24 protein-coding genes are annotated in these 26,811 nt (G+C 67.9%); 9 read left to right on the top strand and 15 right to left on the bottom strand.

Translation table 11 applies throughout. From position 1 onward, the window contains the following. Positions 1–5: 5 nt before the first annotated feature. On the top strand, positions 6–1,616 hold the full coding sequence (locus ACZK08_RS01090; RefSeq protein ID WP_065182043.1) for a carboxyl transferase domain-containing protein: 1,611 nt from the start codon (positions 6–8) through the stop codon (positions 1,614–1,616). A gap of 26 nt (positions 1,617–1,642) precedes the next feature. Next, positions 1,643–3,625, top strand: a complete 1,983-nt coding sequence (locus ACZK08_RS01085; RefSeq protein ID WP_065182161.1) for an acetyl-CoA carboxylase biotin carboxylase subunit — start codon at positions 1,643–1,645, stop codon at positions 3,623–3,625. Positions 3,626–3,631: 6 nt separating this feature from the next. On the opposite strand, the gene ACZK08_RS01080 is transcribed toward ACZK08_RS01085, so the two are convergent. Beyond that, positions 3,632–4,801, bottom strand: coding sequence for a putative peptide maturation dehydrogenase (locus ACZK08_RS01080; protein ID WP_053518602.1), 1,170 nt, complete (start codon positions 4,799–4,801; stop codon positions 3,632–3,634). Between the two features lie 118 nt (positions 4,802–4,919). Here ACZK08_RS01080 and ACZK08_RS01075 point away from each other — a divergent pair, with 118 nt between their 5' ends. Then, a complete protein-coding gene (locus ACZK08_RS01075; protein ID WP_053518604.1) occupies positions 4,920–5,204 on the top strand; it encodes an NHLP-related RiPP peptide in 285 nt (94 codons plus the stop codon). Positions 5,205–5,211: 7 nt separating this feature from the next. Here the strand turns inward: ACZK08_RS01075 and ACZK08_RS01070 are convergent, their stop codons facing one another. The 4 genes from ACZK08_RS01070 to aceB all read right to left on the bottom strand — a co-directional run bounded on the left by ACZK08_RS01070 (position 5,212) and on the right by aceB (position 12,122). After that, entirely contained in the window at positions 5,212–7,728 is a 2,517-nt protein-coding gene (locus tag ACZK08_RS01070; protein WP_065182044.1) for a putative peptide modification system cyclase, read from the bottom strand. Between the two features lie 16 nt (positions 7,729–7,744). Then, on the bottom strand, positions 7,745–8,785 hold the full coding sequence (locus ACZK08_RS01065; protein ID WP_053518607.1) for a GGDEF domain-containing protein: 1,041 nt from the start codon (positions 8,783–8,785) through the stop codon (positions 7,745–7,747). 357 nt (positions 8,786–9,142) lie between these two features. Next, positions 9,143–10,435: an isocitrate lyase gene (aceA, locus tag ACZK08_RS01060; RefSeq protein WP_053518608.1), complete on the bottom strand. Its 1,293-nt coding sequence runs from the start codon at positions 10,433–10,435 to the stop codon at positions 9,143–9,145. 64 nt (positions 10,436–10,499) lie between these two features. Continuing rightward, entirely contained in the window at positions 10,500–12,122 is a 1,623-nt protein-coding gene (gene aceB / locus ACZK08_RS01055; protein WP_053518609.1) for a malate synthase A, read from the bottom strand. 109 nt (positions 12,123–12,231) lie between these two features. Between aceB and ACZK08_RS01050 the strand changes: the two genes are divergently transcribed. Both ACZK08_RS01050 and ACZK08_RS01045 read left to right on the top strand, forming a co-directional pair. Further along, positions 12,232–13,200 carry a LysR family transcriptional regulator gene (locus tag ACZK08_RS01050; RefSeq protein WP_053518611.1) on the top strand — a complete coding sequence of 323 codons (969 nt, stop codon included), beginning with the start codon at positions 12,232–12,234 and terminating at the stop codon, positions 13,198–13,200. 125 nt (positions 13,201–13,325) lie between these two features. Beyond that, positions 13,326–14,234 carry a LysR family transcriptional regulator gene (locus tag ACZK08_RS01045; protein WP_053520468.1) on the top strand — a complete coding sequence of 303 codons (909 nt, stop codon included), beginning with the start codon at positions 13,326–13,328 and terminating at the stop codon, positions 14,232–14,234. Positions 14,235–14,320: 86 nt separating this feature from the next. On the opposite strand, the gene ACZK08_RS01040 is transcribed toward ACZK08_RS01045, so the two are convergent. Further along, on the bottom strand, positions 14,321–15,577 hold the full coding sequence (locus ACZK08_RS01040) for an MFS transporter (RefSeq protein ID WP_065182046.1): 1,257 nt from the start codon (positions 15,575–15,577) through the stop codon (positions 14,321–14,323). 121 nt (positions 15,578–15,698) lie between these two features. Continuing rightward, complete coding sequence (gene lepB, locus ACZK08_RS01035; protein ID WP_065174178.1) at positions 15,699–16,325, bottom strand: signal peptidase I; 627 nt, start codon at positions 16,323–16,325, stop codon at positions 15,699–15,701. Positions 16,326–16,574: 249 nt separating this feature from the next. On the opposite strand from lepB, the gene ACZK08_RS01030 reads away from it, so the two are divergent. After that, positions 16,575–16,976: a hypothetical protein gene (locus tag ACZK08_RS01030; protein WP_053518441.1), complete on the top strand. Its 402-nt coding sequence runs from the start codon at positions 16,575–16,577 to the stop codon at positions 16,974–16,976. Between the two features lie 3 nt (positions 16,977–16,979). Then, positions 16,980–17,426 carry a hypothetical protein gene (locus ACZK08_RS01025; RefSeq protein WP_053518439.1) on the top strand — a complete coding sequence of 149 codons (447 nt, stop codon included), beginning with the start codon at positions 16,980–16,982 and terminating at the stop codon, positions 17,424–17,426. A gap of 144 nt (positions 17,427–17,570) precedes the next feature. Here the strand turns inward: ACZK08_RS01025 and dcp are convergent, their stop codons facing one another. From dcp to arfB, 3 genes are all read right to left on the bottom strand, one after another. Continuing rightward, positions 17,571–19,727, bottom strand: coding sequence for a peptidyl-dipeptidase Dcp (dcp, locus tag ACZK08_RS01020; RefSeq protein ID WP_065174176.1), 2,157 nt, complete (start codon positions 19,725–19,727; stop codon positions 17,571–17,573). Positions 19,728–19,838: 111 nt separating this feature from the next. Beyond that, a complete protein-coding gene (locus ACZK08_RS01015) occupies positions 19,839–20,441 on the bottom strand; it encodes a lysophospholipid acyltransferase family protein (protein ID WP_053518437.1) in 603 nt (200 codons plus the stop codon). 4 nt (positions 20,442–20,445) lie between these two features. Further along, positions 20,446–20,877, bottom strand: coding sequence for an alternative ribosome rescue aminoacyl-tRNA hydrolase ArfB (gene arfB / locus ACZK08_RS01010; RefSeq protein WP_005420755.1), 432 nt, complete (start codon positions 20,875–20,877; stop codon positions 20,446–20,448). Between the two features lie 134 nt (positions 20,878–21,011). Here arfB and ACZK08_RS01005 point away from each other — a divergent pair, with 134 nt between their 5' ends. Then, a complete protein-coding gene (locus tag ACZK08_RS01005) occupies positions 21,012–21,539 on the top strand; it encodes a DUF2059 domain-containing protein (protein WP_065174175.1) in 528 nt (175 codons plus the stop codon). Positions 21,540–21,572: 33 nt separating this feature from the next. On the opposite strand, the gene ACZK08_RS01000 is transcribed toward ACZK08_RS01005, so the two are convergent. From ACZK08_RS01000 to ACZK08_RS00985, 4 genes are all read right to left on the bottom strand, one after another. Further along, a complete protein-coding gene (locus ACZK08_RS01000; protein WP_053518434.1) occupies positions 21,573–22,310 on the bottom strand; it encodes a pseudouridine synthase in 738 nt (245 codons plus the stop codon). Positions 22,311–22,397: 87 nt separating this feature from the next. Continuing rightward, positions 22,398–22,976, bottom strand: a complete 579-nt coding sequence (locus tag ACZK08_RS00995; RefSeq protein ID WP_065174174.1) for an O-methyltransferase — start codon at positions 22,974–22,976, stop codon at positions 22,398–22,400. Between the two features lie 5 nt (positions 22,977–22,981). Next, entirely contained in the window at positions 22,982–24,637 is a 1,656-nt protein-coding gene (gene ubiB / locus ACZK08_RS00990) for a ubiquinone biosynthesis regulatory protein kinase UbiB (RefSeq protein ID WP_065182047.1), read from the bottom strand. Continuing rightward, the gene (locus ACZK08_RS00985; protein WP_065182048.1) at positions 24,634–25,269 is read right to left on the bottom strand and encodes a ubiquinone biosynthesis accessory factor UbiJ; all 636 of its coding nucleotides are present in this window, start codon (positions 25,267–25,269) and stop codon (positions 24,634–24,636) included. Before ACZK08_RS00985 ends, ubiB begins: the two co-directional genes overlap by 4 nt. Before the next feature lie 137 nt (positions 25,270–25,406). Here ACZK08_RS00985 and ddlA point away from each other — a divergent pair, with 137 nt between their 5' ends. Beyond that, complete coding sequence (ddlA, locus tag ACZK08_RS00980; RefSeq protein WP_065182049.1) at positions 25,407–26,492, top strand: D-alanine--D-alanine ligase; 1,086 nt, start codon at positions 25,407–25,409, stop codon at positions 26,490–26,492. Positions 26,493–26,575: 83 nt separating this feature from the next. Here ddlA and ACZK08_RS00975 read toward each other — a convergent pair whose 3' ends face one another. Further along, positions 26,576–26,731, bottom strand: a complete 156-nt coding sequence (locus ACZK08_RS00975) for a DUF1328 domain-containing protein (RefSeq protein WP_004153593.1) — start codon at positions 26,729–26,731, stop codon at positions 26,576–26,578. Positions 26,732–26,811: the final 80 nt, after the last annotated feature.

The following is a 26,811-nucleotide window of genomic DNA, read 5'->3' as shown; positions in this document are numbered from 1 at the left end:
ACCCCATGACCGTCCTGAACAGCCAGCTGCAACCGGGCAGCGACACGTTTGAAAGCAACCGCGCGGCGATGCAGGCCGTGGTCGACGATCTGCACGCCACCCTCGCCCGCACTGCCCTGGGCGGCAGCGAGGCGGCACGCGCCAGGCACACCGCGCGCGGCAAGCTGCTGGTACGCGACCGCATCGACGCCCTGCTCGATGCCGGCAGTGCCTTCCTGGAAATCGCGCCGCTGGCTGCTCATGGCATGTATGACGATGCCGTGCCGGCAGCCGGCGTGGTCGCCGGTATCGGCCGGGTCAGCGGCGTGGAGTGCGTGATCGTGGCCAACGATGCCACGGTCAAGGGCGGCACCTATTACCCGATGACGGTGAAGAAGCACCTGCGTGCACAGGAGATCGCCGAGCAGAACCACCTGCCGTGCATCTATCTGGTCGACTCCGGTGGCGCCTTCCTGCCGCTGCAGGACGAGGTGTTCCCCGACCGCGACCATTTCGGCCGCATCTTCTACAACCAGGCCAACCTGTCCGCGCAGGGCATCCCGCAGATCGCCTGCGTCATGGGCAGCTGCACCGCCGGTGGCGCCTACGTGCCGGCGATGAGCGATGAAACGGTGATCGTGCGTGAGCAGGGCACCATCTTCCTCGGCGGCCCGCCGCTGGTGAAGGCGGCCACCGGTGAAGTGGTGACGGCCGAGGAACTGGGCGGCGCGGACGTGCACACGCGCATTTCCGGCGTGGCCGACCACATGGCCGACAACGACCTGCAGGCGCTGGCACGGGTCCGCGCGATCATCGCCCAGCTGAACTGGCGCAAGCCGGAACCGGCGATGGCGATGCAGCCGCCGGAGGAACCGTTGCTGCCGGCGCACGAACTGTACGGCGTGATCCCGGCCGATACGCGCAAGCCCTACGACGTGCGCGAGGTGATCGCACGCCTGGTCGATGGCTCGCGCTTCGATGAGTTCAAGCCGCGCTATGGCGCCACCCTGGTCACCGGCTTCGCCCATCTGAACGGCTACCCGATCGGCATCATCGCCAACAACGGCATCCTGTTCTCCGAGTCCGCCCTGAAGGGCGCGCACTTCATCGAGCTGTGCACCCAGCGCGGCATCCCGCTGCTGTTCCTGCAGAACATCACCGGCTTCATGGTCGGGCGCAAGTACGAACAGGGCGGTATCGCCAAGGACGGTGCCAAGCTGGTGATGGCGGTCGCCTGCGCGAAGGTGCCCAAGTTCACCGTGGTGATCGGCGGCTCGTTCGGCGCCGGCAACTACGGCATGTGTGGGCGGGCCTATTCGCCGAATTTCCTGTGGATGTGGCCCAACGCACGCATCGGCGTGATGGGTGGCGAACAGGCCGCCAGCGTGCTGGCCACGGTGCGTCGCGATGGCATCGAAGCCAAGGGGGGGCAATGGCCCGCCGAGGAAGAGGACGCGTTCAAGGCGCCGATCCGCGAGCAGTTCGAGCAGCAGGGCCACCCGTACTACGCCAGCGCGCGCCTGTGGGACGACGGCGTGATCGATCCGGCCGATACCCGCCGGGTATTGGCCCTGGCGCTGTCGGCCAGCCTCAACGCCGCCCCGCAGCAGACGCGCTTCGGCGTGTTCCGCATGTAACCCGCGCCATGACCGAGCCTGTCGCCATGTTCACCAAAGTCCTGATCGCCAACCGTGGCGAAATCGCCTGCCGCGTCGTCGCCACCTGCCGCCGCCTCGGCATCGCCACCGTGGCGGTGTATTCCGATGCGGACCGCAATGCCCGCCACGTGCGCCTGGCCGACGAGGCCATCCACATCGGGCCGGCCGCCGCACGCGAGAGCTATCTGCGCGGCGAGGCCCTGCTCGACGCCGCACGCCGGAGCGGCGCGCAGGCGATCCATCCCGGATACGGCTTCCTGTCCGAGAACGCCGACTTCGCCGATGCCTGTGCCGCCGCCGGCATCACCTTCATCGGGCCGCCGGCCAGCGCGATCCGCGCGATGGGTGACAAGAGCGCGGCCAAGGCCTTGATGGCCAAAGCCGGCGTGCCGCTGACGCCGGGTTATCACGGTGACCAGCAGGCGCCGGACTTCCTGCGCGCGCAGGCCGATACGATCGGCTATCCGGTGCTGATCAAGGCCAGCGCCGGCGGTGGCGGCAAGGGCATGCGCAAGGTCGAACGCAGCGAGGACTTCATCGATGCGCTGGCCAGCTGCCAGCGCGAAGCCGCCTCGGCGTTCGGCAACGGCCACGTGCTGGTCGAGAAGTATGTCGAGCGCCCGCGCCATATCGAGATCCAGGTGTTCGGCGACAGCCACGGTGATGCGGTCTACCTGTTCGAGCGTGACTGCTCGGTGCAACGCCGGCACCAGAAAGTGCTGGAAGAGGCCCCGGCACCGGGCATGAGTGCCGAGCGCCGCGCGGCGATGGGCCAGGCGGCGGTCGACGCTGCACGCGCCGTGGGCTACGTCGGCGCGGGCACGGTGGAGTTCATCGCCGGCCCGGACGGTGATTTCTACTTCATGGAAATGAACACCCGCCTGCAGGTCGAGCATCCGGTCACCGAGTTCATCACCGGTACCGACCTGGTGGAATGGCAGCTGCGCGTGGCCTGTGGCCAGCCACTGCCGCTGCGCCAAGACCAGCTGGCCATCCACGGCCACGCGATCGAAGCACGGCTGTACGCCGAAGATGCCGACCGCAGCTTCCTGCCGTCCACCGGTACCCTGCGCCGCCTGCGCCTGCCGGCGGCCTCGGCCAACGTGCGCGTGGATACCGGCGTGGAGGAAGGCGACGCCATCACGCCGTATTACGACCCGATGATCGCCAAGCTGATCGTCTGGGATGTGGACCGCGACAGCGCATTGCGGCGCATGAGCCAGGCACTGGCTGACTGCCAGGTGGTGGGCGTGACCACCAATGCCGGTTTCCTGCGCCGGCTGGTCCACACCGATTCATTCGCGCACGCCCGGCTGGATACCGCACTGATCGAACGCGAGCAGGCCGCCTTGAGCGCCATCGGTGACAGCGACGATGCCTTCTGGCAGTTGGCCGCGGTCGCCGCGGTTGCCAGCACGGCCGACGCCGGCAGCGACCCGCGCGACCCCCATTCGCCCTGGCGCGCACAGGATGGCTGGCGCCTGGGTGCGCCCGCGCCCCGCGTGCTGCCGCTGCAGCAGGGAGAGCGCCGGCACGTGCTGAAGGTGTGGGCACAGGCCGATGGCTGGCGTGTGCAATGTGATGATGCGGCCCCGCAGTCGGTGCTCGGTCGCCTCGACAGCCAGCACCTGACGGTGCAGCTGGACGGCCGTCGCCGGTCACTGCAGCTGCTGCGCGAGGGTGACCAGCTGTATCTGTTCGGCGCCGATGGCCAGCACCGCTTCACCCTGCACGACCCGGTCGGCGAGTCGGAGCATGCGGTGGCCGATGCAGGCAGCCTGCTGGCGCCGATGCCCGGCAGGATCGTGGCCACGCTGGTCGAGGCCGGTGCCCAGGTCAAGCGTGGCACGCCGCTGGTGGTACTCGAGGCGATGAAGATGGAGCACACCCTGCAGGCACCGGCCGACGGCACAGTGAAGGGTTACCGGGCGAAGGCCGGCGACCAGGTCGGGGACGGCGCGGTCCTGGTCGACTTCGAAGCGACCTGAGCCACGCTACGGCGTGATCCTGGCGGGCCAGACACGGCCCGCCGGGTCCATCTCCGAGGTCTGCATCGTTGCCGCGCGCCAGCCGAAGCCGCATACCGCCAGCGCGCCTTCCGCCATCGGCTGCAGGGCAAGCGCGCGCGCGGCCTCGGCCTCGTTGATGGCCGCCGTGACGAACGCGCCCAGGCCCTGTGCGGTGGCCGCGCTGTAGAACGCCTGCGAGATGTGCCCGGCGTCGAGCATGACCGCACGGTAGGCCTTGGCGTGGTTGCGGTACTTCCAGAAGGTGCGCTCGAAGCGGCACACCAGTACCAGCAGCACGTGGGCATCGGCGAACCAGTGCTGGCCCGCCAGCAGGCGCAGGCGGAACCCTGCGGGATCGTCGGGCTGCACCGGCAGCGGGGCCAGTTCATGCGCGACTGCGTGGTAATGGTAGAGCCCCGGCGCCAGGCCCTGCACGTCGCGCACCATCAGATAGGCTTCCAGCGGATGCAGGCTGCCGGCCGAGGGCACGTTCTTCTTCAGGAACCGCACGTCCGGATCGGTTTCCACCTGTGCCTGCGCCATCAGCACCTGCTGCAGCAGCCGTGCCAGCAACGGCAGCGGCAGCGCGCGGGTTGCATCAAAATTCCGGCAGGTGGCACGCGCCTGCAGCAGTTCCTGCATCGGATCATCATCGCAGCGGGGCAGCGCAAGCGCGCCGGGCTGGCGTGGCGGCGCCTCCGGCGGCGGATTGCCGAAGCTGCGGACCAGGTCGCGCGCGGTCACCAGCTGCTGACGCTGCATGTCCGCGCTGCTGTCCACGCCATCCCAGCAGGATTGCTGGTAGTGCAGCGCCGACAGCGGCCACCAGTGGCTGTCGCGCACGCGCTGCTCGGCCGCACAGGCCTCGGCATGGGCCGGATCGTCGCTCACCAGCAGTCCCTGCTGCAGCAGCGCCAGTACGCGGCGGCGGCAGGCCGCATCCTCCGGCATCGGCTGCCAATGCTCGGCGCTGCAGGCCAACAGCCAGGCGCAGCTGTCGGCATCGATCTCGCATGCCGAAGGCAGGTGGGCGGTACGCACCTGCAGCCGCTGCTCGAAGGTCACCCCGGTGCCGCCGGCCATCAGGTCGGCCAATGCAAAGGCCGGGCGTTCGACCGGCTCGACGAACAGTGTCCGGCAACGGCGGAATCTCATCGGCGTGCAATCGAAAGGCCTGCGGGGGCGCCGATCATAGCGCGATGCACGTGCCTGCCATCAACTTCGCACGATCGCCGCCGATACTTCCATTTTCCCAGCCCGTCGGTTGCACGCCATGTCTTCTTCACCGCTTCCCACCCACGTCGTCCAGCAGCTGCTGGAACGCCTGTCCAGCGACGATGACTTCCGCAAGGCTTTCGCCGCTGATCCGGGCCAGGCACTGCTCGATCTGGGCGCCGATGAAGACTGCGTGCGCGCCTGCCATACGCCGCTGGCCACGCTGGGCAGCAAGGCCGAGTTCGCCAAGGCCGCTCCGCGCCTGCGGGAGCTGCTGGACGCGCGTGCCTCGTTCACCGTGCCGTTCCTGTTCGAGGATGGCCTGCCCGGCCTGGATCGATAGACCGGCCTCAGGGCGCGGCCACCGTGCCCTTGTCAGGCATCACTGCGGCGGCGCGGCCTGCCGCCAGCCGCTGCACGTCCATCGCGTTCAGTGGCAACAGAGCGTAGTCACCGGTGTCTTCAGCAAATGCTAGGCCGGCGTGGCGCTGCAGCCACGCCGCCTGCCGTGCGACCGCGGCCTGGTCGCCGCGCGCGGTCACCAGATCCAGCTGCAGCACCCGCCACTGGAACAGGTTCGCCGACGGCTGCTGCGCCAGCAGGTCCTGCGCCTGGTCCAGGTCACCTTGGTCGAAGGCCATGCGGGCACGCAGCAGGTTCCAGAGCTCGCGCAGACGCGGATCCGCGTCGCGCTCGGGCAGGGCCTGCAGCGGGTCCCTGCGCTGCATCACCACCGAGGCGTGGCCTGCGCGCGCGGCATGATAGGCCGCCGCCAGGGCGATGAATGCATTGCGGCGCGCTGGCGCAGGATGGCGACGGTCGACCGCGGCCAGCGCCCGGTCCAGCACACGCAGGTATTCCTGCGCCGTCACGTGGTCGCCTTCCTGTTCGCGCCAGGCCAGTGCCTGCAGCGCGTAGATGTCGCACAGCCCACCGACCGTCGTGCACTGGGCAGCCACCTGCCGCATGTCGGTGGCTGCCTCGTGCGCGCGCTCCTGCATGGCCAGCACCGCCGCGCGCAGCATGCGCGTCCCCGGCCCCGATACGGGCATCGCCGCAAAACCGGCATTGGCGGCCTCGAAATCACCAGCCAGCGCGGCGATCACCGGCTCCATGCCATCGCCATTCCAGCCCGGATGAAGGCGTGCGCCACGCAGCGCCGCTTCGGCTGCGGCGACTTCGCCACGGGCCAGCTGCACCCGCGCCACGAACACCAGCACCAGTGCACGCCGAGAATGCTGGCGGGCCAGCAGCGGCTGTGTTGCGGCCAGGGCGCCGTCATAGTCGCCCTGGGTGTACAGGATCTTGGCGTAGTTCATCCAACCGGCCGGGTCGTCCGGGTACAGCTCGGTCAGCAGGCGCCACTTGTCGGCGATGCGCATGGGCGGTGCACCTGCGAAATCCGCTGCCCACGCGTCAAGGTACAGCTGGTCGCGTGCGGTCAGGTGGGCACGCTGGCTGACCGCCTTTCGGTACAGCACGGCGGCCTGCTCCAGGTTGCCCTTGGCGTGCTGGATGGTCATCTGCCCCACATAGGCAAAGGCGAATGCGGGATCGAGCCGGGTGGCCTGCTCGTAGAACATCAGTGCGTCGTCGTAGCGGGCGGCCGCCGTGGCATCGACGCCCTTGGCGTAGGCATGCAGGGCATCGAGATTGGCCGTCGCCACGGTGGGCAGTGGTCGCTGATCGCGACCGACATCACGCAACGCTTCGCCCAGGTCGGCGCGCAGCGCTGCCACCACGTGGTCGGTGGAGGTCAGGATCGATTCCAGGCCTCGACCATCGGCGTAGCGCGTATAGACGGTCTGGCCGCTGTGCGGATCGACCACTTCGACACTGACCCGCACCTTGCCGTTGAGCTCGAGCACGCTCGGTACCAGCACCGCGCGTGCGCCGTCGCGCAGGGCCACCTCGATGGCCAGGCCTCGGTCGAGCCGTGCCTGTGGCGAGCGCTGCATCAGCTGCAGGGTGTCGCGCACCTTCAACTCGCTGAGGATGTTGACGAAGCGTGACTGACCCAGGCTGATGTACAGCGCCTGCTCCAGGCTGCTGTCCAGCTGCGGATAGGCGGTGGTGTTCTGCACCGCGGCCAGGATCACCCAGTCCCGTTCGGCGAAGGCGATGGCCGGCGCCGGGCGCAGCAGCATCCACAACAGCACGCCCAGCGTCACCGCCAGCGCGGCCTCGGTGACCACAGCCGCGGGACGCCGCCACAAGGGTAGATCGCGCCATGCCTTCTCGCCCGAGCGCGGTCGACGCAGCGGCGCACTGCCACGCAGGCCGATCTCGAACACATCCTGGCGCTCGGTGATGCCCTTGAAGCGCCAGCGCCCATGGTGCTTCCAGCGCAGCGCCTCGCTGGCCCAGGGCAGCGTGGAGGTAGCGCGCCGTGCCATGTGCTCGGCGGTGGCCGACAGCAACACCTGGCCCGGCCAGGCCAGCTGCATCAGCCGCGCCGCCATCGGCTTGGCCAGGCCCTCCACCTCCACCGGCTTGGCGCCATGGGCCATTGCTTCGGCACTGTTGTTCCACAACAGCACGTCACCGACATGCAGGCCCGCACGCGCGCGCAGCACGATGCCGCGCTCACGCCCCAGCGCCTCCACCGCAGTCTGGTAGGCCAGGGCAAAACCGACGCCATCGATGGTGCGCTCGAACAGTACGAACAGGCCGTCGGAACGGTCGATCAGCTGCCCGTTCCAGCGCTGCTGCAGACCCAGCACCAGACGGTCATGCTGCTGGAACAGCTCGGCCGCCGCCACATCACCGATCCGCTCAACCAGCTGCAGCGAATCGCACAGGTCGGTGAACAGCAGCGCGCGCAGCTGCTGGTTGTGTGGCGCCGACGTTCCTTTGTCGCCCTTCATCACCGGTGTCTCCGCTCTAGTGCCCGTCCGGCGCGTCCACCCAGCGCAGGCAGTTGCCGCCATCGCGCTTGGCCTGGTACAGCGCTCGGTCCGCACGCGCATACCACTCGCTCCAGTCCGCATCCGGCGCCAGCAGGCTGGCGCCGATGCTCACCAGGCTCACATGGGGCGTGCCATGGCTGCGTTCGAGTAGACCATGCACCGCGCTGAGGATGAACTCGGCGGCATGCTGCACGATTTCGTGGGTGCCGCGCCGCAGGATGAGGCAGAACTCATCGCCGCCCAGGCGGCAGGCCAGGTCGTGTTCGCCAGCCATCGAGCGCAGGATGTTGCCCATGCTCTGCAGCACCCGGTCGCCGGCCTGGTGACCGTGCCGGTCGTTGATCTGCTTGAAGCGATCACAATCGATCAGCAGCAGGCCCTGCGGTGCGCCCTGCCCATCGGCCCGGCACTCCTGCAGGTACAGGGTCAGCCCGCGGCGGTTGTGCAGCCCGGTCAGTTCGTCGGTACGCACCAGCTCACGGGTGTGCGTGAGCTGGTGGGTGGTGATGTACAGATTGTCGAGCGCAGTTTCCAGATCGTGGTTGCGGCGCCGCAGCTGGCTGATCAGGGCCTGCTCGTTGGTCAGCACGCGCATGATCGTACGGCGCAGGAAGTAGGCCACCAGCCCTGGATCGGCATCGACCAGACGCTGGAAATCGGCCGGCCCCAGTTCCAGCACCTGGCAATCGACCAGCGCACGTGCACCGGCACTGCGCAGGTGATCGCCGACCAGCAGGCCCAGCTCGCCGAAGAACTCTTGGTGGCCGAGGACCTTGATCACCAGATCCTCGCCGAAATCCAGTTCGATCCGGCCTTCCAGGATCACGTACATGCGCTCGCCACGATGGCCGCGCTGGAACAGCCACTGCCCGGCTTCGAGCCGGCGCGGCCGGCCGAATCTGGCGAACAATGCGACCTCGGCATCGGACAGCAGCGCATGCACGATCTCGGCCATCGCCACATGGGCGATACCGGTCGTTGCATCAGTGTTCTCGGCCGCACCCCTGCCGGTCATTCCCTGCACCCGCCGCCAGCGTCCCCTGGTGAGCCGCGGAGCATAGCACCGCTTTAAAGTGTGCGCCCTATCTCATTTTTACGAATCGACAGCCGGTAGGTGCGTGGAGACCGGGGGCTGCACCTTGGGAGCACGACTGTCCGTAAAAATTCCTGCCGGATCAAGCTGATGCCCGTCTTCACAGGGTTTGGGCCAAGTTGCGTGGCGAGGCGTGCGCCCGATTGACGCGGATGCCATGCGGGACCGGGCCGAGGGGATACAACAACGCCGGCAGGTCCCCCGACCGGCCGGCGTTGTCTGGCCCTTCCCTGGCCACCCTGAGCGGTGTCGGCAGCCGATCGCACGGCCACCGTTGGATCAGGCCGCGCGTTCGCTGTGGAACTGCTCTTCTTCGGTCGAACCGGTCAGCGCGGTGGTGGAGGACTGTCCCTGCTGGATCGCCTGGGTGACCGCGTCGAAGTAACCGGTGCCGACCTCGCGCTGGTGCTTGACCGCGGTGAAGCCGCGTTCGGCCGCTTCGAACTCCGCCTCCTGCAGCTCGACGAAGGCGCTCATCTGCCGGCGCGCGTAACCGTGGGCCAGGTTGAACATGCCGTAGTTCAGCGCGTGGAAACCAGCCAGGGTGATGAACTGGAACTTGTAGCCATAGCTGCCCAGCTCCTTCTGGAACTTGGCGATGGTGGCGTCGTCCAGGTTCTTCTTCCAGTTGAAGCTCGGCGAGCAGTTGTAGGCCAGCAGCTTGCCGGGGAACTTCGCATGGATGGCTTCGGCGAACCTGCGCGCGAACTCCAGGTCCGGCTTGCCGGTCTCGCACCACACCAGATCGGCATACGGTGCATAGGCCAGGCCGCGGCTGATGGCCTGTTCCAGGCCGTTGCGGGTCTTGTAGAAGCCTTCGACGGTGCGCTCGCCGGTGGTGAACGGCTTATCGTTGCCGTCGATGTCACTGGTCAGCAGGTCGGCCGCTTCGGCGTCGGTGCGCGCCACCAGCAGGGTCGGCACACCCAGCACATCGGCCGCCAGCCGCGCCGCGTTGAGCTTCTCGATGGCCTCGCGGGTCGGCACCAGCACCTTGCCGCCCATGTGGCCGCACTTCTTCACCGATGCCAGCTGGTCCTCGAAATGCACGCCCGCGGCGCCGGCTTCGATCATCGCCTTCATCAGTTCGAACGCATTGAGCACGCCACCGAAGCCGGCCTCGGCATCGGCTACGATCGGCTGCAGGAAATCGATGTCGTCCTTGCCTTCAGCGTGATGCAGCTGGTCGGCGCGCAGCAGCGTGTTGTTGATGCGCTTGACCACCGCCGGCACCGAATCGGCCGGATACAGCGACTGGTCCGGATACATCTGCCCGGCCAGGTTGGCATCGGCCGCCACCTGCCAGCCGGACAGGTAGATCGCCTTCAGGCCGGCCTTGACCTGCTGCATGGCCTGGTTGCCGGTCAGTGCGCCCAGCGCGTTGACGAACTCGCGCTCGTGCAGCGATTTCCACAGCTTCTCCGCGCCCAGCCGGGCCAGCGAATGCTCGATATGGACAGTGCCGCGCAGGCGCACCACGTCGGCGGCGCTGTAGTTGCGCTGGATGCCTTCCCAGCGCGGGTTGGTATCCCAGTCGTGCTGGATCTGTTCGGCAGTGGGCAGGGTGCTCATGTCTTTCTCCAGTTCAGTGGTGCGTGCAGCGGGAAGGGAAGCGGCGTGGAAACGGGCGCGGGGATCAGTCGATGCGCGCGTAGGCCGGCAGGGTCAGGAAGTCGGTCAGTTCATCGTTGCGGCTCAGTTCGCCAAGCAGGGCGATGGCTTCGCCGATGCGCGCGCCGCCGGGCAGCGCGGTGGTATCACCCAGGCGTGCGGGCAGCTGCGCCAGGGTGGTGTCGAGCAGTGCCAGGTCGATGGCAGTGCCGTCGTCCAGCTGCTGGCCCGGGGTATGCAACCACTGCCACAACTGGCTGCGGCTGATCTCGGCGGTGGCCGCGTCTTCCATCAGGTGATGGATGGGCACGCAACCGTTGCCGTCCAGCCACGCGGCCAGGTAGCGCACGCAGACTTCGACATTGCCCTCGAAGCCGGCGCGGGTGATGGTGCCCGGCGGACGCGCGATCAGTTCGTCGCGGCCCACGCGCACGTCCTGACGCAGGACGTGGTGCTGGTTGGGCGCAGGCATGTGCTCGTCGAAGATCGCCATCGCCACCGGAATCAGCGCCGGATGCGCGACCCAGGTGCCGTCATGGCCTGCACTCACCTCGCGCAGCTTGTCGGCACGCACACGCGCCATCGCCTGCTCGTTGGCAGCGGCGTCGTTGTTGATCGGAATCTGCGCCGCCATGCCGCCCATCGCATGTGCCCCCCGGCGGTGGCACGTCTGGATCAGCAGTTCCGAATACGCCTTCAGGAACGGCTGGGTCATGGTCACCTGGCCGCGCTCGGGCAGCACGCGGTCGGCGTGGCGGCGGAAGGTCTTCAGGTAAGAGAAGATGTAGTCCCAGCGCCCGCAGTTCAGGCCGACGATGCGGTCGCGCAGCGCGTGCAGGATCTCGTCCATCTCGAACACCGCCGGCAGCGTTTCGATCAGCACGGTCACCTTGATCTGCCCGTGCGGCAGGCCCAGCATGCCTTCGATGTGCGACAGCGCGGTCTCCCACAGGGCCGCCTCTTCCATGCTCTGCAGCTTGGGCAGGTAGAAGTACGGGCCACGATCCTTGCGCTGCAGCGTGCGGGCGTTGTGGAAGGCGAACACCGCCGCGTCGAACAGGCCACCGGCCAGGAACTGGCCATCGATGCGGACGTGCTTCTCGTCCAGATGCCAGCCACGCGGGCGCACGATCAGCACGGCCTGCTCGTCGTACGGGCGCAGGGTGTAGTGCTTGCCATTGGCCGCGGTGTACTCCAGGTCACCACGCACCGCAGCGGCCAGCGACTGCTGCCCGGCCAGCAGGTTGCGCCAGGTCGGCGAGGTCGAATCCTCGAAGTCGGCCATGAACACCTTGGCGCCGGAGTTCAGCGCGTTGATGACCATCTTCGGATCGGTCGGGCCGGTGATCTCGACGCGGCGGTCCTGCAGCGCGGCCGGCAGCGGCGCGACGGTCCAGTCGCCGCTGCGGATCGCGGCAGTGTCCTCACGGAAGTCCGGCAGGCCGCCGCGGTCGAAGAACGCCTGGCGCTCACGGCGGGCCTGCAGCCGCGCCTGCCGACCCGGCTCCACCGCCCGGTGCAGCGACACCAGCAGGGCCAGCAACGGCGCCGGCAGCAGGGTGTCCTGGCCGGCCACCCGGGTCGCCAGGGCGATGCCGGGCGTGGCCTTGGCGGCGGGGGAGGGAACAGCGGAAGCGACGGCGGACATGGGACGACTCCAGCAGTGGGGAACGTCTCCACCGTGCCGCTGGCGCTCAGTATTTGGCAAAACAGTTTTTGCAATGCTTTACATAAATTGTGCTAATACTCGTTACGCCATGACCACGCGCAGCTCGCCAAGTCCTCGTTTTTCCTACAAATCCGACCGCCTGAAGCCCTTGCGTGCGTTCTGCCAGACCGTGCGTCTGGGTTCAGTCTCACGGGCGGCTGAGGCGCTTTTCGTCAGCCAGCCGGCCATCAGCCTGCAATTGCAGGCGCTGGAGCGGGAGCTGGGCGTACCGCTGTTCGAGCGCAGCGGCCGCCGCCTGGTGCCCAGCCGCGAGGGCCAGCTGCTGTATGAAATGGCGCAACCGCTGGTGGAGAGCCTGGACGGGCTGGAGGCACGCTTCCGCGACAAGGTGCGCGGGCTGGATGCAGGCGAACTGAACATCGCGGCCAACAGTTCGACCATCCTGTACCTGCTGCCGAAGATCGTCGAGCGCTTCCGCATGCATCACCCGGACGTGCGCCTGACCCTGCACAACGCGATCAGCGCGGACGGCACCGACCTGCTGCGCGAGGACGCCGCTGACCTTGCTATCGGCTCGATGACCGACGTGCCCGCCGATCTCAGCTACGCCCCGGCCTATCGTTTCGAGCAGGTGCTGATCGCGCCGCACGACCATCCGCTGGCCCGGGGCGCGGAGCTGGAGCTGGCCGACATCGCCCGCTATCCGCTGGTGCTGCCGCCGAAGCGGCAGATCACCTACCGTCTGGTCGACCAGGTGTTCCAGCGCCATCGCATCGCGTACACCGTCGCCCTCGAGGTGGGCGGCTGGGAAGTAATCAAGCAGTACGTGGCGATGGGCATGGGTATTTCCATCGTGCCGGCGCTGTGCCTGAACGAGACCGACCACGAGCGGCTGGCGGCGCGGTCGATGAAGCGCTGGTTCCCGGAGCGCAGTTATGGCGTGATCGTGCGGCGTGGCAAGGCGCTGTCGGCGCAGGCGCGGGCGTTCATCGAGCTGATCCAGCCGGAACTGTTCAGTCCGCGCGATTACGACCAGAGCGGGCATTCCGAGCGGTGAGGGGGTTCTGGTTTGCAGGGCTGCCGCCCTGCACCTGGATGACAGCTACCTCGGGGGTCAGATCCGTTTTCCTGCGGACAACGGATCTGACCCCATTCACGGCTGGCGATGAATAGACTGGGCGCATGTCCATCGAACTGCGCCACCTGCGCTATTTCCTTGCCGTTGCCGAGACCCTGCACTTCGGCCAGGCGGCCGAGCGGCTGGGCATGTCGCAGCCGCCGCTCAGCCAGCAGATCCGCCAGCTGGAGGACCTGATCGGGGCGCGCCTGTTCGTGCGCAGCCATCGCCGCGTGCAGCTGACGCCTGCCGGTGAACTGCTGCAGGAGCGCGCGCGGGCCATCGTGCAGCAGGTGGAGACGGCTGTGGACGAGGTGCAGCGCGCACAGCGCGGCGAACAGGGTGAGCTGCATATCGGGCTGACCCGGGCCACACCGCTGTCGCCGCAGATTCCGCGCTCGATCCTGCGCTACCGCCAGCAGTATCCGCAGGTGCGGCTGCAGCTGAGCGAGATGAACACGCTGCAGCAGATCGACGCCCTGCTCGACGGTTCACTGGACGTGGGCATCATCCGCAAGCGCGCGCTGCCGCCGGAACTGGTTGCGCACAGCCTGTTCGTCGATCCGCTGGCGTTGATCGTGCATGCCGACCACCCTGCCCTGCGCCGGCTTCCGGAACAGGGAACGCTGTCGCTGCGTGCGTTCGCGCAGGAACCGTTCGTGGCCTTTCGACGCAGTGCCGGCGCCGGCATCCATGACCACATGATCGCGCTGTGCGCGGCTGCCGGATTCACTCCACGCATCGTGCAGGAAGCCGGTGAGGCGTCCACGCTGATCAGCCTGGCGGCGGCTGGCCTGGGTGCGGCGATCCTGCCGTCCTCGTGCGACCACATCCGGGTGGAAGGCGCGCGCTTTGTCGCGCTGGCCGATGCCGGCGCGCACTCGGAGGTGCAGCTGGCATGGCGCCGTGAGGGAGTGACGCCGCTGATCCGCAACTTCGCCGGCCTGCTGCGCGGCGCATTCGCCGAAGAGTGAAGCGCCGCGCTGCGCGCTCGCCGGGCATGGCCCGGCGCTACCCGGTCAGGGTGGAAACGGTAGCGCCGGGCCATGCCCGGCGAGCATCAGGCCGTCACCGGCTGCGGGGCGCGCTGCTGCAACGCCCAGACGATGCCACCGCCAAGCAGGGTCAGCACTGCCGCGAACGCGCACACCCCCAGCCAGTCCCACGCGGCGTAGGCAAGCCCGCCCACACCGCCCAGCACGCTCGACCCCAGGTAGTAGGCGAACAGATACAGTGCCGAGGCTTCCGCGCGCATCATGCCCGCCCGGCTGCCGACCCAGCTGCTGGCGACCGAATGACCGCCGAAGAAGCCGAAGGTCACCAGCGCGATGCCCAGCGCCATCGTGGTCAGCCACGGCATCGCCAGCAGCGCGATGCCGGCACCGATAAGCACGAAGGAGATCGACAGGACGCGCCCACGGCCGTACCGCGTGGCCTGTTGGCCCATCCATGCCGAGCTGAACGTACCGACCAGGTAGACGCTGAAGATCAGCCCGACCACGGTCTGGCTGAGGTGGTACGGCGGCGCCAGCAGGTGATAGCCGAGGTAGTTGTAGAGGGTGACGAATACGCCCATCAACACGAAGGAGGTGGCGAACAGCCACGGCAGGCCGGGATCGGCGAACAACGTGCGCCAGCGCGACGGCAGCTGGCGCAGGCCGCCGCGACGGGCCTGGAAATGCCGCGATGGCGGCAGCTGCAGCCACAGCAACACGGTGCTGGCCACGGCGATGATCGAGACCACGCCGATGCCCCAGCGCCACCCCCAATGGTCGGCGATGATGCCGGCGAGCAGGCGCCCGCTCATGCCACCGATCGCGTTGCCGCCGATGTACAGGCCCATCGCCAGGCCCAGTGCGCGGCTGTCCATTTCTTCGACCAGATAGGTCATCGCCACCGCCGGCACGCCACTCAGGGCCAGGCCCAGCAGGGTGCGCAGCACCAGCAGCGTGGTCCAGTCATCGACCAGGGCGGTACTCAGCGAGAGGATGGCCGAGGCCAGCAGGGCGACGATCATCAACGGCCTGCGGCCCACGGCGTCGGACAGCAGCCCGGCCAGCAGCATCGCCACGGCCAGCGTGCCGGTGGTCAGTGACAGCGACATCGCGCTGCCGGCGGCGGAGACGCCGAAGTGGCGGCTGAACTCGGGCAGCAACGGCTGCACCGTGTACAGCAGGCCAAAGGTGGAGAAGCCGGCCAGGAACAGCGCGACCGCCGTGCGGCGGAACGCTGGCGTGCCCTGCTGGATGCGCGTCTCGGGGCTGGAATCGGCAGGAGGGAAGCGACGTTCGGGGGCCGCGGCGGTTTCGCCAGTCATGGGATCGATGGGCCGTAGGGGCGGCCGGGGTGGAGGGAACGGGCCCCAGAGTAGGCCCGTCCATCCAGTCGATCCATAACCTGAAAAGTCAGGATTGATATCCCTGACGTATCGATTCAACTCACAGGTGCTGCCACTGGAAGCCATCGCCGCGGCGGTAGTAGACGGCCACCGCGCGCCCGTAGACCTTGTCGGCGTCGACAAAGCCGAAGAAGCGGCCATCGAAACTGTTGCCGCGATGATCCCCCAGTACCAGCAGCTTGCCGGCCGGTACCACCAGGTCCGCAATGTCGGGACCACCGCCCATGTCCAGGTCCAGACGGGCACGGCGGCTGCCGAAGGCCTCCACGTCCTGCAGGTCGGCCATCTGCAGCGGGTGGCCGTTGATGCTCAGGTGGCCCTCGTGAAGTTGCACGTGGTCGCCGGCCACGGCGGCGACCCGCTTGATCAGGCGGGTGCCGTCGGCAGGCGAATCGAATACCGCCACCTCGCCGCGCTGCGGCTGGCCGGTGGACAGCAGGGACGTGTTGGTGAACGGCAGGCGCAGGCCATAGGCACGCATGTCCACCACCACCCGGTCACCGGGCTGCAGGGTCGGCTGCATCGAGCCACTGGGCACCACGTAATGATTGGCGAGGGTGTCGCGGGCGGCGGCGAGCAGGCCCAGCATGAGCAGCAGCGGCAGCGCCTCCTTCTTCAGCCAGGCGAGAGCGCGTTGCGGGAACGGCGGTCGGGCAACAGCATCCATGTCAGGTTCCGATGGGGTGGCAGGGTCTTCAGACCCCATCCGGGTGCAAGAGGTTCCCGGTCGCGCCGGGCCATGCCCGGCGGAGTGTTGGGACGGCCGCGCCATGTGCTCGCCGGGCATGGCCCGGCGCTGCCGATGCAGGGTTACACAGGTTTTACGCCCGGGCCCGGCGCCCGGCATCGCACCTTTACGGGCACTGCGCGCATCGTCTGCCCACCGCGCCGAACGGCGCTTTCCGCAAGGTGTTGTATGACCCTCCTGGTGATCCGCCACGCCTCTTCATCGGCACCGCGTCCGCAGCTGCCGGCGCAGTTGTCCGGCCACCGCGTGCTGTGCAGCGACTGCGCCAGCCTGTCCGAAGTGCGCCAGTGCCTGTGCCAGCCGCAGGCGCGCTCGGCCGACTGGGTACTGCTGGACGTGGGCGTGGCCGACGAGGCGCAATGGCAGGCCGAGGGCAGCGCGCTGCAGGCCGCTCTGGAGCGGCTGCCGGCGCATTACATCGAACTGCAGAGCGCCCGCGAACCCGGCCTGGACGCGCGCCTGCGCCTGCAGCATGGGCCGGCCGCGGTGGTGGTCGACCAGCGCAGCCAGCAGGCCGGTTATCCGCTGTCGCTGGCCATCGTCGGCCGCCGCCTGGCGCAGGAGGGCTGAGCCATGTCGATCTTCATCATCCGCGGCCCGGAAGCGGCCGGCACATTGATCCGTACCGCACTGCCGCTGCCGGCACCGGTACTGAAGTCGCTGGTACACCGTGCGATCGATGCCGGCACCAGCGTGGCCATCCGTGCCTGCGGTTCGGAACAGGAACTGCTGGATGCCCTGCGCGTGGCCGATCACAGCCGCGGCGAAGTGACATTGCTCGATCCCGGCGCGTGTGCCGGCAGCCTGCGTCTGCAGCGCCTGCTGCCCTATCTGCACAACGCCTACGTGGAGGTGCATGACGACGGCGCGGTGGCTGAGCCCTGTCTGCCGGCCGGCATCGGCCAGCGCCTGGGCATCGCCGCCGGCTATGGCGCGCAGAGCTACGTGCTGGCGCTGGATATCGCGCTGGATCACCTGGGCCTTGCCGAACAGGCGAACCGGGTGCACGTGGGGACGTAACGCTGTTTGTAGAGCCGAGCCCATGCTCGGCTGCCTTTCCAGGAAACATCAGCCGAGCATGGGCTCGGCTCTACAGAAGAACGTCGAGCATGGCTCGACGCTACAGAAAAAAACGGCGGGGTCGCCCCCGCCGTTTTCGCTTTCTTACTTCAGCCCGCGGAACTTCAGCAGCGGTTCCACCGACGGGTCCTTGCCGCGGAAATCGCGGTACAGGGTCGACAGCTCCACGCTGTTGCCGCGCGAGAGGATCTTGTCGCGGAATTGCTGGCCATTGGCCGCGGTCAGGCCGCCGTTCTCGGTGAACCACTGGAAGGCGTCATGGTCGAGCACCTCCGCCCAGAAGTAGGCGTAGTAGCCGGCCGAGTAGCCACCGCCCCAGATGTGGTCGAAGTAGGTGGTGCGGTAGCGCGGCGGAACCTGCGGCAGATCGACCTTGAACTTCTTCAGCGCGCTGGCTTCGAAGGCTCCGACATCCTGCAGCGGCGCGTCGGCCTTCTGCGTGTGCCAGGCCAGGTCCAGCAGCGCAGCCGACAGGTACTCGGTGGTGGCGTAGCCCTGGTTGAAGCTGCGCGCCTTGAGGATCTTGTCGACCAGTTCCTGCGGCATCGGCTCGCCGGTCTTGTAGTTCTTGGCGTAGTTGGCGAAGACCTTCGGATCCAGCGCCCAGTGCTCGTTGAACTGCGACGGGAACTCGACGAAATCGCGCGAGGTGGCCGTGCCGGCGATCGAGGGGTACTTCACGTTCGAGAACATGCCGTGCAGGGCGTGGCCGAACTCGTGGAACAGGGTGGTGACGTCGTCGAAGCTCAACAGCGCCGGCTGGCCTTCGGCCGGCTTGGTGAAGTTGCAGACGTTGTAGACCACCGGCTTGGCGCCGGTCAGGCCATCCTGCTCGACGAACACGTCCATCCACGCGCCACCGGACTTGCTGTCACGCTTGAAGTAGTCGGTGTAGAACAGGGCCAGCGAGGTGCCGTCCTTGTCGAACACTTCATACACCTTCATGTCCGGGTGGTAGGTCGGGATGTCGGTACGTGGCTTGAAGGTGATGCCGTACAGCTGGGTGGCGGCGTAGAAGACGCCGTTCTGCAGCACGTTGTCCAGCTCGAAATAGGGCTTGATCTGCGACTCATCCAGATCGTACTTGGCCTTGCGCACCTGCTCGGCGTAGAAGTCCCAGTCCGAGGCCGCAACCTGGAAACCGCCCTTCTGCGCGTCGATCACCTTCTGGATCTCGCCGGCTTCGGCACGTGCCTTGGCGGTGGCAGCCGGCACGGTGTCGGTCAGCAGCTTCAGCGCGGCGGCCGGGGTCTTGGCCATCTGGTCGCCCAGCTGGTAGTCGGCGAAGGTGTCGAAACCCAGCAGCTTGGCCTTCTGCGCACGCAGCTGGGCCAGGCGCTGCACGGTCTGGCGGGTGTCGTTAGCATCACCGCGCTCGGCGCGGGTTTCCGAGGCCTTGAGCACGGCGGCGCGCTGGTCGCGGTCGCTCAGCGAACCAAGCACCGGCTGCTGGGTGGTGTTCTGCAGCGGCAGCAGGAACTTGCCGTCAAGCTTGCGCGCCTTCGCATCGGCAGCTGCGGTGTTGATCGCGTTCTCATCCAGGCCGGCCAGCTTGGCCTTGTCGTCCACGATGACGGCAGCGGCAGCGGTGGCGGCGACCAGGCGGGTATGGAACTGGGTGGAAAGCGTGGTCTCTTCCACGTTGAGCTTGCGCAGGCTGGCCTTGTCGGCGTCGGACAGCTGCGCACCGGCACGCACCAGGCCGTCGTAGTAATGCTCGACCAGGCGCTTCTGCACCGGGTCCAGGCCCAGCGTGTCACGCTGGTCGTACAGCGACTTCACGCGTGCGAACAGCTTCGGGTCGAGGCTGATCTCGTCCTGGTGCGCGGCCAGTTTCGGCGCGACTTCTTCCTGGATCTTCTGGCGCGCATCGTTGGTATCGGCCTGCACCAGGCCGAAGAAGATGCGCGACACGCGGGTCAGGGTCTCGCCGCTGCGCTCCATCGCCACGATGGTGTTGTCGAAGGTGGCCGGCTCGCTGTTGTCGGCGATCTTGCGCACGTCGGCCAGGTGCTGGCGCATGCCTTCCTCGAACGCCGGCAGGTAGTCGCTGTCCTTGATCTTGTCGAACGGCGGCGCCTGGAACGGCAGCGTGCTGGCGCTCAGCAGCGGGTTGGTGGAGGCATCGGCCGGCTGCTGGGCCGGGGTATTCTGGGCTGCGGACACGGGGGTGGACTCCTTGCCGGAACAGGCCGCCAGCGCCAGGCTGATGGCGGCGGCCAGGACTACGGTACGCGACATGTAAAACGCTCCTTGGGCAGACGGGACGGGATGCCGACCGTCCACCCTACTCCTGTCGCGCTCGCCCGGCATGTGCCGGACGTGGCGTCTGGACCTTCACTGGCGGCCGGCTCAGACCGTACCGCGGGTCTTGCCGATCCAGGGCCGGTAGAACTCGCGGATGGCGGCCATGTCGGCCACGTCATCGCCGGTGGGATGGAACAGCGGACCGACGCCGATGACCTTCTCCGGATAATGGAAATAGGCGGTCAGGATCGGCACGTCGGCCATCCGCGCGATCTTCAGGAATCCGGCCTTCCATTCCTTGACCGCCTTGCGGGTGCCTTCCGGGGTGATCGCGAACCACATCCTGTCGTTGTTGCGGATCAGGTCCACGGCCTGGCCGACGGTTCCCTGCGGCGAGCTGCGGTCCAGCGGGATCACGCCCAGCCGGTGCAGCAGCGGGCCCAGCGGCCACCAGAACAGCGACGCCTTGCCCAGCACCTTGACCTTCATGCCCAGTGCGATCTTGGCCGCCATGCCCCAGAACCCGTCCCAGTTGGACGAATGCGGGGCGATGATGAAGACCAGCTTCGGGATGTCCGGCAGGGTGCCGACCACCTTCCAGCCGCCCATGCGCAGGGTGCAGCGCGCCAGCCAGCGCAGGAACGGGTTGGATCTGACCTGCGGCATGTTCGGCGGGATGGCCGGCAGCAACGGAGTCGGGTTGTTCAAGCAATCACTCCCAGTCACGTGAGGAGCGCCCGCGCTTGATCTGCGCGCGCCCGCGTTTGGCGTCCAGACGACGCAGTTTCGACCCGAGGGTCGGCTTGGTGGCCTTGCGCGGTTTGGGCACGCTCAACCCGGCCTGGATGAAGGCCGCCAGCCGCTCGCGCGCATCCTCGCGATTGCGATCCTGGGTCCGGAAGCGTTGCGCGTCGATGACCAGCACGCCTTCGCCGGTCATCCGCCGGTCACGCCGCGCCAGCAGGCGCGCGCGCAACGGTTCGGGCAACGAGGGCGAGTTGGCCACGTCGAAACGCAGTTCCACCGCGGTGGACACCTTGTTGACGTTCTGGCCACCGGCACCACTGGCACGCACGAAACGCTCGACGATCTCGCCGTCGGGGATCTCAAGCTGCGCGCTGATGGTGACCGGTCCACTGCCCATCCGCGCATTGTAACGGCAGCCACGTGGTGGAGTGCGGCATCGCGCGCCGTATGCCGCCGATCAGGCACCGAACACGCCGCCTTCGCCTTGCCGGCGGGTATGCTGGCCGTCCCATGTACCGCAGGAAGCTTCGCATGATCCGCTCCGCATCCACCCTGCCCGCCCTGCTGCGCCGTGCTGCCCTTCTGCTGGCGCTTGCCGTGGCCAGCGCCCCGGTCCTGGCCGCCGCGCCGACCGACGGCGACATCAACCGCCTGCTGTCGGCCTCCCGCGCGCAGAGCATGATCGACACCATGCTGCCGCAGATCGAGGCGATGCAGCAGCAGCAGTTCCAGCAGGTCGCGTCGCAGCGCCAGCTCAATGCCCAGCAGCAGGAGCAGCTCAAGCGCATCCAGGCACGGACCAGCCAGACCCTGCGCCAGGCCCTGTCATGGCAGCAGCTGCGGCCGATGTACGTGGATCTCTACAAGAAGACCTTCAGCAAGGAAGACGTGCTGGCGATGGCCGAGTTCTACGAGAGCCCGGCGGGCCAGAGTCTGCTCGACAAGACCCCGGCGCTGATGCAGAACGTGATGGTGGCCATCCAGTCGCGCATGCAGCCGCTGTTCGCCGACCTGCAGAAGGATCTGGAAGCGATCGTCAACGAGCCGGAAAAGAAGTGAGGCGGTAGCGCCGGGCCATGCCCGGCGCTGCCTTCACTCCACCCGCCAGCCGAACAGGTCCAGTGCCTTCTGGAATTCCCGGTCCAGCGGCGCCCGCACATCCACCGTGCCGCCCTCGGGATGCGGAAAACGCAGGCGCTCGGCGTGCAGCAGCATGCGGTGCACCCCCTGCATGCGGAAGATGCGGTTGTGGCGGCCGTCGCCGTGGCTGGTGTCGCCGATCATGTGGTGCGAAAGATGCTTGAGATGCCGGCGGATCTGCCGGAACCGTCCGGTCTGCGGCTGGCAGCGCAGCAGCGCATAGCGCGAACGGGCGAACTCGCCGACCGGCACCGGCAGCTCGCCGGTAGCCAGGCACTGGAAGTCGGTGATGGCAGGCTTCTTGACCGGTTTTCCGGGGCCGCCGTCGAGGTCGTGGTCGACCCGCCAAGACGCCTCGGCCGGCCAGCCGCGGCAGATGGTCAGGTAGTCCTTGGCCACCTCGCCGCCCATCAGGGCCTTGCCCAGCGCACTGGCGGTGTCACGGTCGAAGGCCAGCAGCAGGCAGCCACTGGTGGCACGATCCAGCCGATGCACCAGAAAGATCGGGCGCCCGAGCTGCTCACGCAGGCGATCGGCCAGGAAATCATCTTCGCCACGGGCCAGCTTGCTGTCATGGACCATCAGCCCGGCCGGCTTGTCGACCACCGCCAGGCGTTCATCCAGGTGCAGGAGCCGAAGGGGGGCGGTGTCGGTCTCGACCGCGGCGAGGGTATCGGGTTCGGTGCTCACCGCGCGATTATACGGGCGGCCTGTATGGGGTCAGATCCCTTTTCCTGCGGAAAAGGGATCTGACCCCGGGTTTGTGCCGCGAGGCAGTCAAACGTTGCGCAGTGCCAGCAGTTCACCGTTGCCCACCGGCACCAGGCTGACGCTGACATCAGGATCGGCCACCAGTGCCGCACGCAGCGGCTCCATCTGTTCGGCGTGGGAGATCGCGTTGTCCACCACCAGCAGGCCACCGGGCCGCAGCACGCGGCGCAGGTGCGGCCACCAGCCAGCGTACTGCTCGCGATCCGAATCGAGGAACAGCAGGTCGATGCTGGCATCGGCCGCCTGCGCCAGCCACGCCCCGGCGTCAGCGTGCATCAGGGTGATATGCGCCTGCAGGCCGCTGCGGGCGAAGGTCGCGCCGGCCAGGGCCACCTTGTCGGCAGCGTACTCCAGCGTGGTCACATGGCCGTCGATGGCAGCGGCAGCCTCGGCCAGCCACAGGGTGGAATAGCCGTTGGAGGTGCCGATCTCCAGCACGCGCCGCGCCTGTCCGAAACGTACCAGCAGCGACAGCAGCGCACCGGTATCCGGCGTGATGTTGAGCATGCGCCGGGCCCGCTCGCTTTCGCGCGCATCGTTGTCGGCGCCAAAGCGCACCAGTTCGTCCTTGAGCGCCTGCAGCACGCCGGCTACTTCCACCACGCCCGGGCCAATGCGGCCACACCCACCGCGCCCGACAGCCAGCTCCACATCGGCAGGTCGCCCCAGTACCAGCCGGGCGGCTGCAACACGTACATCAAGGCGGCAATGGCAAGCAGGCCGACGCCGGTGATGGCACCGACCGCATGCTTCTGCAGGCGCTGCACGCTGGCATCGAGCGATACCAGATCGCGCGAGCGCATCGCCAGCTCGTGACGTCCCTCCACCTGCTGGGTCAGCCAGGCATGCACCAGGCGGGGCATGTCCGGTGCGTGGGTCATGATTTCCGGCAGGCGCTTGCCGAGCTCGCGCATCACCCTGCGCGGGCTGTAGCGCTCGCGCAGGATCTTCGCCAGTACCGGCTTGGCCACCGCCCAGATATCGATCTGCGGGTCGAGCTGGCGACCGACGCCTTCGATGTTCAACAGGGTCTTCTGCAGCAGGATCAGCTGCGGCTGCAGCGTCAGCTGGTAGCGCTGCGCCACGCGGAACAGCTTCATCAGCACTTCCGCCAGCGAGATCTGCGACAGCGGGCGGGTGAAGTACGGCTCGCACACCGACCGCACCGCCGCTTCCAGGTCGTCGATGCGCACGTGGTCCGGCATCCAGCGCGCCTGCACGTGCAGCTCGGCGATGCGGCGGTAGTCGCGGTTGAAGATGGCCATGAAGTTCTCGGCCAGGTAGTACTGATCTTCCTGCGACAGCTGGCCCATGATGCCGAAGTCCAGCGCGATGAAGCGCGGATCGCTGCGGCGTGCCGGATCGGGGTCGACCCAGATGTTGCCGGCATGCGCATCGGCGTGGAAGAAGTTGTCGCGGAACACCTGGGTGTAGAACACCCGCACGCCCTTGGCGGCCAGCGCCTTGCGATCGATCCCGGCGGCGTCCAGTGCCACGATGTCATCGGAGGGAATGCCCCACACGCGCTCCAGGGTCAGCGCGCGCTCGGCCGTGTGGCTCCAGATCACTTCCGGCACGTACAGGTCGTCGGAGTTCTCCCAGAAGCGGCGCAGGACGCTGGCGTTGGCGCCTTCGCGCTGCAGGTCCAGCTCGGCGGCCAGGGTGTTCTCCACTTCCGCCACGACTTCGCGCGGGCGGATCTTGTCGGCACGCGGGTGGGTGCGCTCGACCAGCGTGGCCAGTGAATTGAGCAGGGCGATATCGGCGTCGATCTGCTTCTCGATGCCCGGGCGCAGCACCTTGACCACCACCTGGCGGCCATCGGCCAGCGTGGCTGCATGGACCTGCGCGATCGAGGCCGACGCCAGCGGTTCGGTATCGAAGCTGGCAAAGGCTTCGCTGACCGGCAGGCCCAGCGCGTCCTCGACGATGCGGCGCGCGGTGTCGCCGTCGAACGGCTTGACCCGGTCCTGCAGCAGGGTCAGTTCGTTGGCCACGTCCGGCGGCACCAGGTCGCGACGGGTCGACAGGATCTGCCCGAACTTGACGAAGATCGGACCCAGGTCCTGCAGCGCCAGGCGCAGGCGTGCGCCACGCGATTGCGCGGCGATGTCGGCCGAGGCCCGCGGAACGAAGGGTTTGGCCAGGCGCAGCCAGCGTTCGGCCGGCGTGTCCTGCAGCAGGTCATCCAGGCGGTAGCGCAGGATCACCCGGCCGATGCGGCTGGCCCGCAGCACCGCCTTCATGCCGCACCCCGCAGGCGCTGCACGCGTGCACCCAGGCGCTCGACATCATCGCGCAGCACATCCACATCGTCGTGGAACGCGTCCAGCTCGGCGCGCGGCACCACGTCGCGCGATTCCTCGGTAATGAATTCGGCTGCACTGTGCGCCAGATCGATCACGCCCTGGCGGGCGTGCTGCAGCGCGCCGCGCAGTGTGTTGGCCACCTGTACGCCCAGCACCTCGCCGAACACGCTGACGAACGGCTGCTGCCAGTCCGGGTCGAAGCCCTTGGCCAGCTGCTGCAGGCGGCGCGCCAACTCGGCATCGCCGGCCACGCGCACGCGTCCCTTGCCGGTGGTGTCGGCGCGCCGGGCATTGGCCAGCAGCGGCAGCTGGGCCAGCACCCCCGACAGGCTGCTGCGTACGGCCAGATCGGCTTCCTGCGCATCCACCGGCCCCACCCGCAGCTGGTCACCGTCAACGCTGATGCGCATGGCCAGCGCAGGAGCCTCCAGGGTCAGATCGATATGGCGGCCATCCAGACCGGCCAACGCGTGGCGGGTATCCGGATCCAGCGCCAGGGCGCGGTTCAGGGCGATCTGCAGGGCACGGCCGGCGACCGGCTTGAGGGACTTGAGCAGGGAAAGAGCCATGGCCCCATTCTACCTTCGTGGGTGCCGGGCTTGGGCCGGGCAGCGCGGATGGGTGCAGGTTCATCTCCGCCTCACCTGCCGGGCGAAGGAAGGTCCATGCTGTGGGGCCACACAACGTCCAGGACATCGCATTGCCCATGAGCAGGACCCGGGTCGGCATCATTTTCGGTGGTACGTCCTCCGAGCACGAAGTCTCGCTGCAGTCGGCGAAGAACATCCTCGACGCACTCGACCACGAGCGCTTCGAGCCGGTGCTGATCGGCATCGACAAGCAGGGCCGATGGCATCTGAGCCAGGCCGGGAGCTTCCTGCTCAACGCCGATGATCCGGCGCGCATCGCGCTGCACCGGTCCGGCGTCGCGCTGGCGGTGCACCCGGGCACCGGACAGGCGCAGCTGCAGCCCGCCGATCCGGCTGCCGTGCTCGGCCAGATCGACGTTGTCCTGCCGATCGTGCATGGTCCGCTGGGTGAGGATGGCGCGCTGCAGGGCCTGCTGCGCATGGCCAACCTGCCCTTCGTCGGTTCACCGGTGCTGGGCTCGGCCGTGGCCATGGACAAGGACGTGACCAAGCGCCTGCTGCGCGATGCCGGCCTGCAGGTGGCGCCCTGGCAGTGCATCCGTCGCCACCAGGCTGCGAACATCGATGTCGACGGCGTCATCGCCCAGCTCGGTCTGCCGCTGTTCGTGAAGCCGGCCAACCAGGGTTCGTCGGTGGGGGTGAGCAAGGTCAAGGACGCTGCCGGCTTCGCGGCCGCGCTGGAACGGGCGCTGCGCTACGACCACAAGGTTCTGGTGGAAGCGGCCGTGGCCGGCCGCGAGATCGAATGTGCGGTGCTCGGCAACGAGCAGCCGCAGGCCAGCGTGTGTGGCGAAGTGGTGGTGCACGACGAGTTCTATGCCTACGACACCAAGTACCTCAACGAGAACGGCGCCGACGTCGTGGTCCCGGCCGACATCGATGATGCCACCCAGCAGCGGATCAGGCAGATCGCCCTGCAGGCGTATCAGGCGCTGGAGTGCGCCGGCATGGCCAGAGTGGATGTGTTCCTGACCGGCGATGGCCGCGTCGTCATCAACGAGGTCAACACGCTGCCGGGCTTCACCCGCATCAGCATGTACCCGAAGCTGTGGGGCGCCAGTGGCGTGGATTACACCACGCTGATCACGCGCCTGATCGAACTGGCGCTGGAACGGCACGAAGCCGATCAGAGGCTGCTGTAGGCCAGGCAGTACCCGGTACTACAGGAAACAACCGCTTCCGCCGGAGCAGTACCGGCCATCGACCGGCACTGCTCCGGGGATCACTAGCCGCGCTTGCGGAACATCGAGATCACCGCCAGGACCAGGAACACCACGAACAGGATCCAGGCAATGTTGCTGGCCGCGCCGGCGATGCCGGAGAAACCGAGCACGGCGGCGATGATGGCGATGACGAAGAAAATGACGGCGTAATGCAGCATGGCGCTCCTCGCAGATATTCGGCCGTGGGTGGCGTGGGGTCCATCCTCCCGGTCCGGCGGTGTGCAACCGGTGATGGCCG

It is taken from the genome of Stenotrophomonas sp. 112478_Sma, from assembly GCF_056479905.1.
The sequence above is the reverse complement of the archived record's forward strand: the minus strand, read 5'-3'. Positions and strand labels throughout refer to the sequence as shown.

Excerpts from the sequence above, each read along its gene's own strand:
- ACZK08_RS01040 (WP_065182046.1), bottom strand. The coding sequence starts at position 15,577 with ATGACTGGCGAAACCGCCGCGGCCCCCGAACGTCGCTTCCCTCCTGCC.
- aceB (WP_053518609.1), bottom strand. The coding sequence starts at position 12,122 with ATGTCCGCCGTCGCTTCCGCTGTTCCCTCCCCCGCCGCCAAGGCCACG.
- ACZK08_RS01050 (WP_053518611.1), top strand. The coding sequence starts at position 12,232 with ATGACCACGCGCAGCTCGCCAAGTCCTCGTTTTTCCTACAAATCCGAC.
- ACZK08_RS00985 (WP_065182048.1), bottom strand. The coding sequence starts at position 25,269 with ATGGCTCTTTCCCTGCTCAAGTCCCTCAAGCCGGTCGCCGGCCGTGCC.
- ACZK08_RS00975 (WP_004153593.1), bottom strand. The coding sequence starts at position 26,731 with ATGCTGCATTACGCCGTCATTTTCTTCGTCATCGCCATCATCGCCGCC.
- aceA (WP_053518608.1), bottom strand. The coding sequence starts at position 10,435 with ATGAGCACCCTGCCCACTGCCGAACAGATCCAGCACGACTGGGATACC.
- ddlA (WP_065182049.1), top strand. The coding sequence starts at position 25,407 with ATGAGCAGGACCCGGGTCGGCATCATTTTCGGTGGTACGTCCTCCGAG.
- ACZK08_RS01080 (WP_053518602.1), bottom strand. The coding sequence starts at position 4,801 with ATGAGATTCCGCCGTTGCCGGACACTGTTCGTCGAGCCGGTCGAACGC.
- ACZK08_RS01005 (WP_065174175.1), top strand. The coding sequence starts at position 21,012 with ATGATCCGCTCCGCATCCACCCTGCCCGCCCTGCTGCGCCGTGCTGCC.
- lepB (WP_065174178.1), bottom strand. The coding sequence starts at position 16,325 with ATGGATGCTGTTGCCCGACCGCCGTTCCCGCAACGCGCTCTCGCCTGG.
- ACZK08_RS01045 (WP_053520468.1), top strand. The coding sequence starts at position 13,326 with ATGTCCATCGAACTGCGCCACCTGCGCTATTTCCTTGCCGTTGCCGAG.
- ACZK08_RS01025 (WP_053518439.1), top strand. The coding sequence starts at position 16,980 with ATGTCGATCTTCATCATCCGCGGCCCGGAAGCGGCCGGCACATTGATC.
- ubiB (WP_065182047.1), bottom strand. The coding sequence starts at position 24,637 with ATGAAGGCGGTGCTGCGGGCCAGCCGCATCGGCCGGGTGATCCTGCGC.
- ACZK08_RS01065 (WP_053518607.1), bottom strand. The coding sequence starts at position 8,785 with ATGACCGGCAGGGGTGCGGCCGAGAACACTGATGCAACGACCGGTATC.
- dcp (WP_065174176.1), bottom strand. The coding sequence starts at position 19,727 with ATGTCGCGTACCGTAGTCCTGGCCGCCGCCATCAGCCTGGCGCTGGCG.
- ACZK08_RS01085 (WP_065182161.1), top strand. The coding sequence starts at position 1,643 with ATGTTCACCAAAGTCCTGATCGCCAACCGTGGCGAAATCGCCTGCCGC.
- ACZK08_RS01075 (WP_053518604.1), top strand. The coding sequence starts at position 4,920 with ATGTCTTCTTCACCGCTTCCCACCCACGTCGTCCAGCAGCTGCTGGAA.
- ACZK08_RS01090 (WP_065182043.1), top strand. The coding sequence starts at position 6 with ATGACCGTCCTGAACAGCCAGCTGCAACCGGGCAGCGACACGTTTGAA.
- ACZK08_RS01070 (WP_065182044.1), bottom strand. The coding sequence starts at position 7,728 with ATGAAGGGCGACAAAGGAACGTCGGCGCCACACAACCAGCAGCTGCGC.
- ACZK08_RS01030 (WP_053518441.1), top strand. The coding sequence starts at position 16,575 with ATGACCCTCCTGGTGATCCGCCACGCCTCTTCATCGGCACCGCGTCCG.
- arfB (WP_005420755.1), bottom strand. The coding sequence starts at position 20,877 with ATGGGCAGTGGACCGGTCACCATCAGCGCGCAGCTTGAGATCCCCGAC.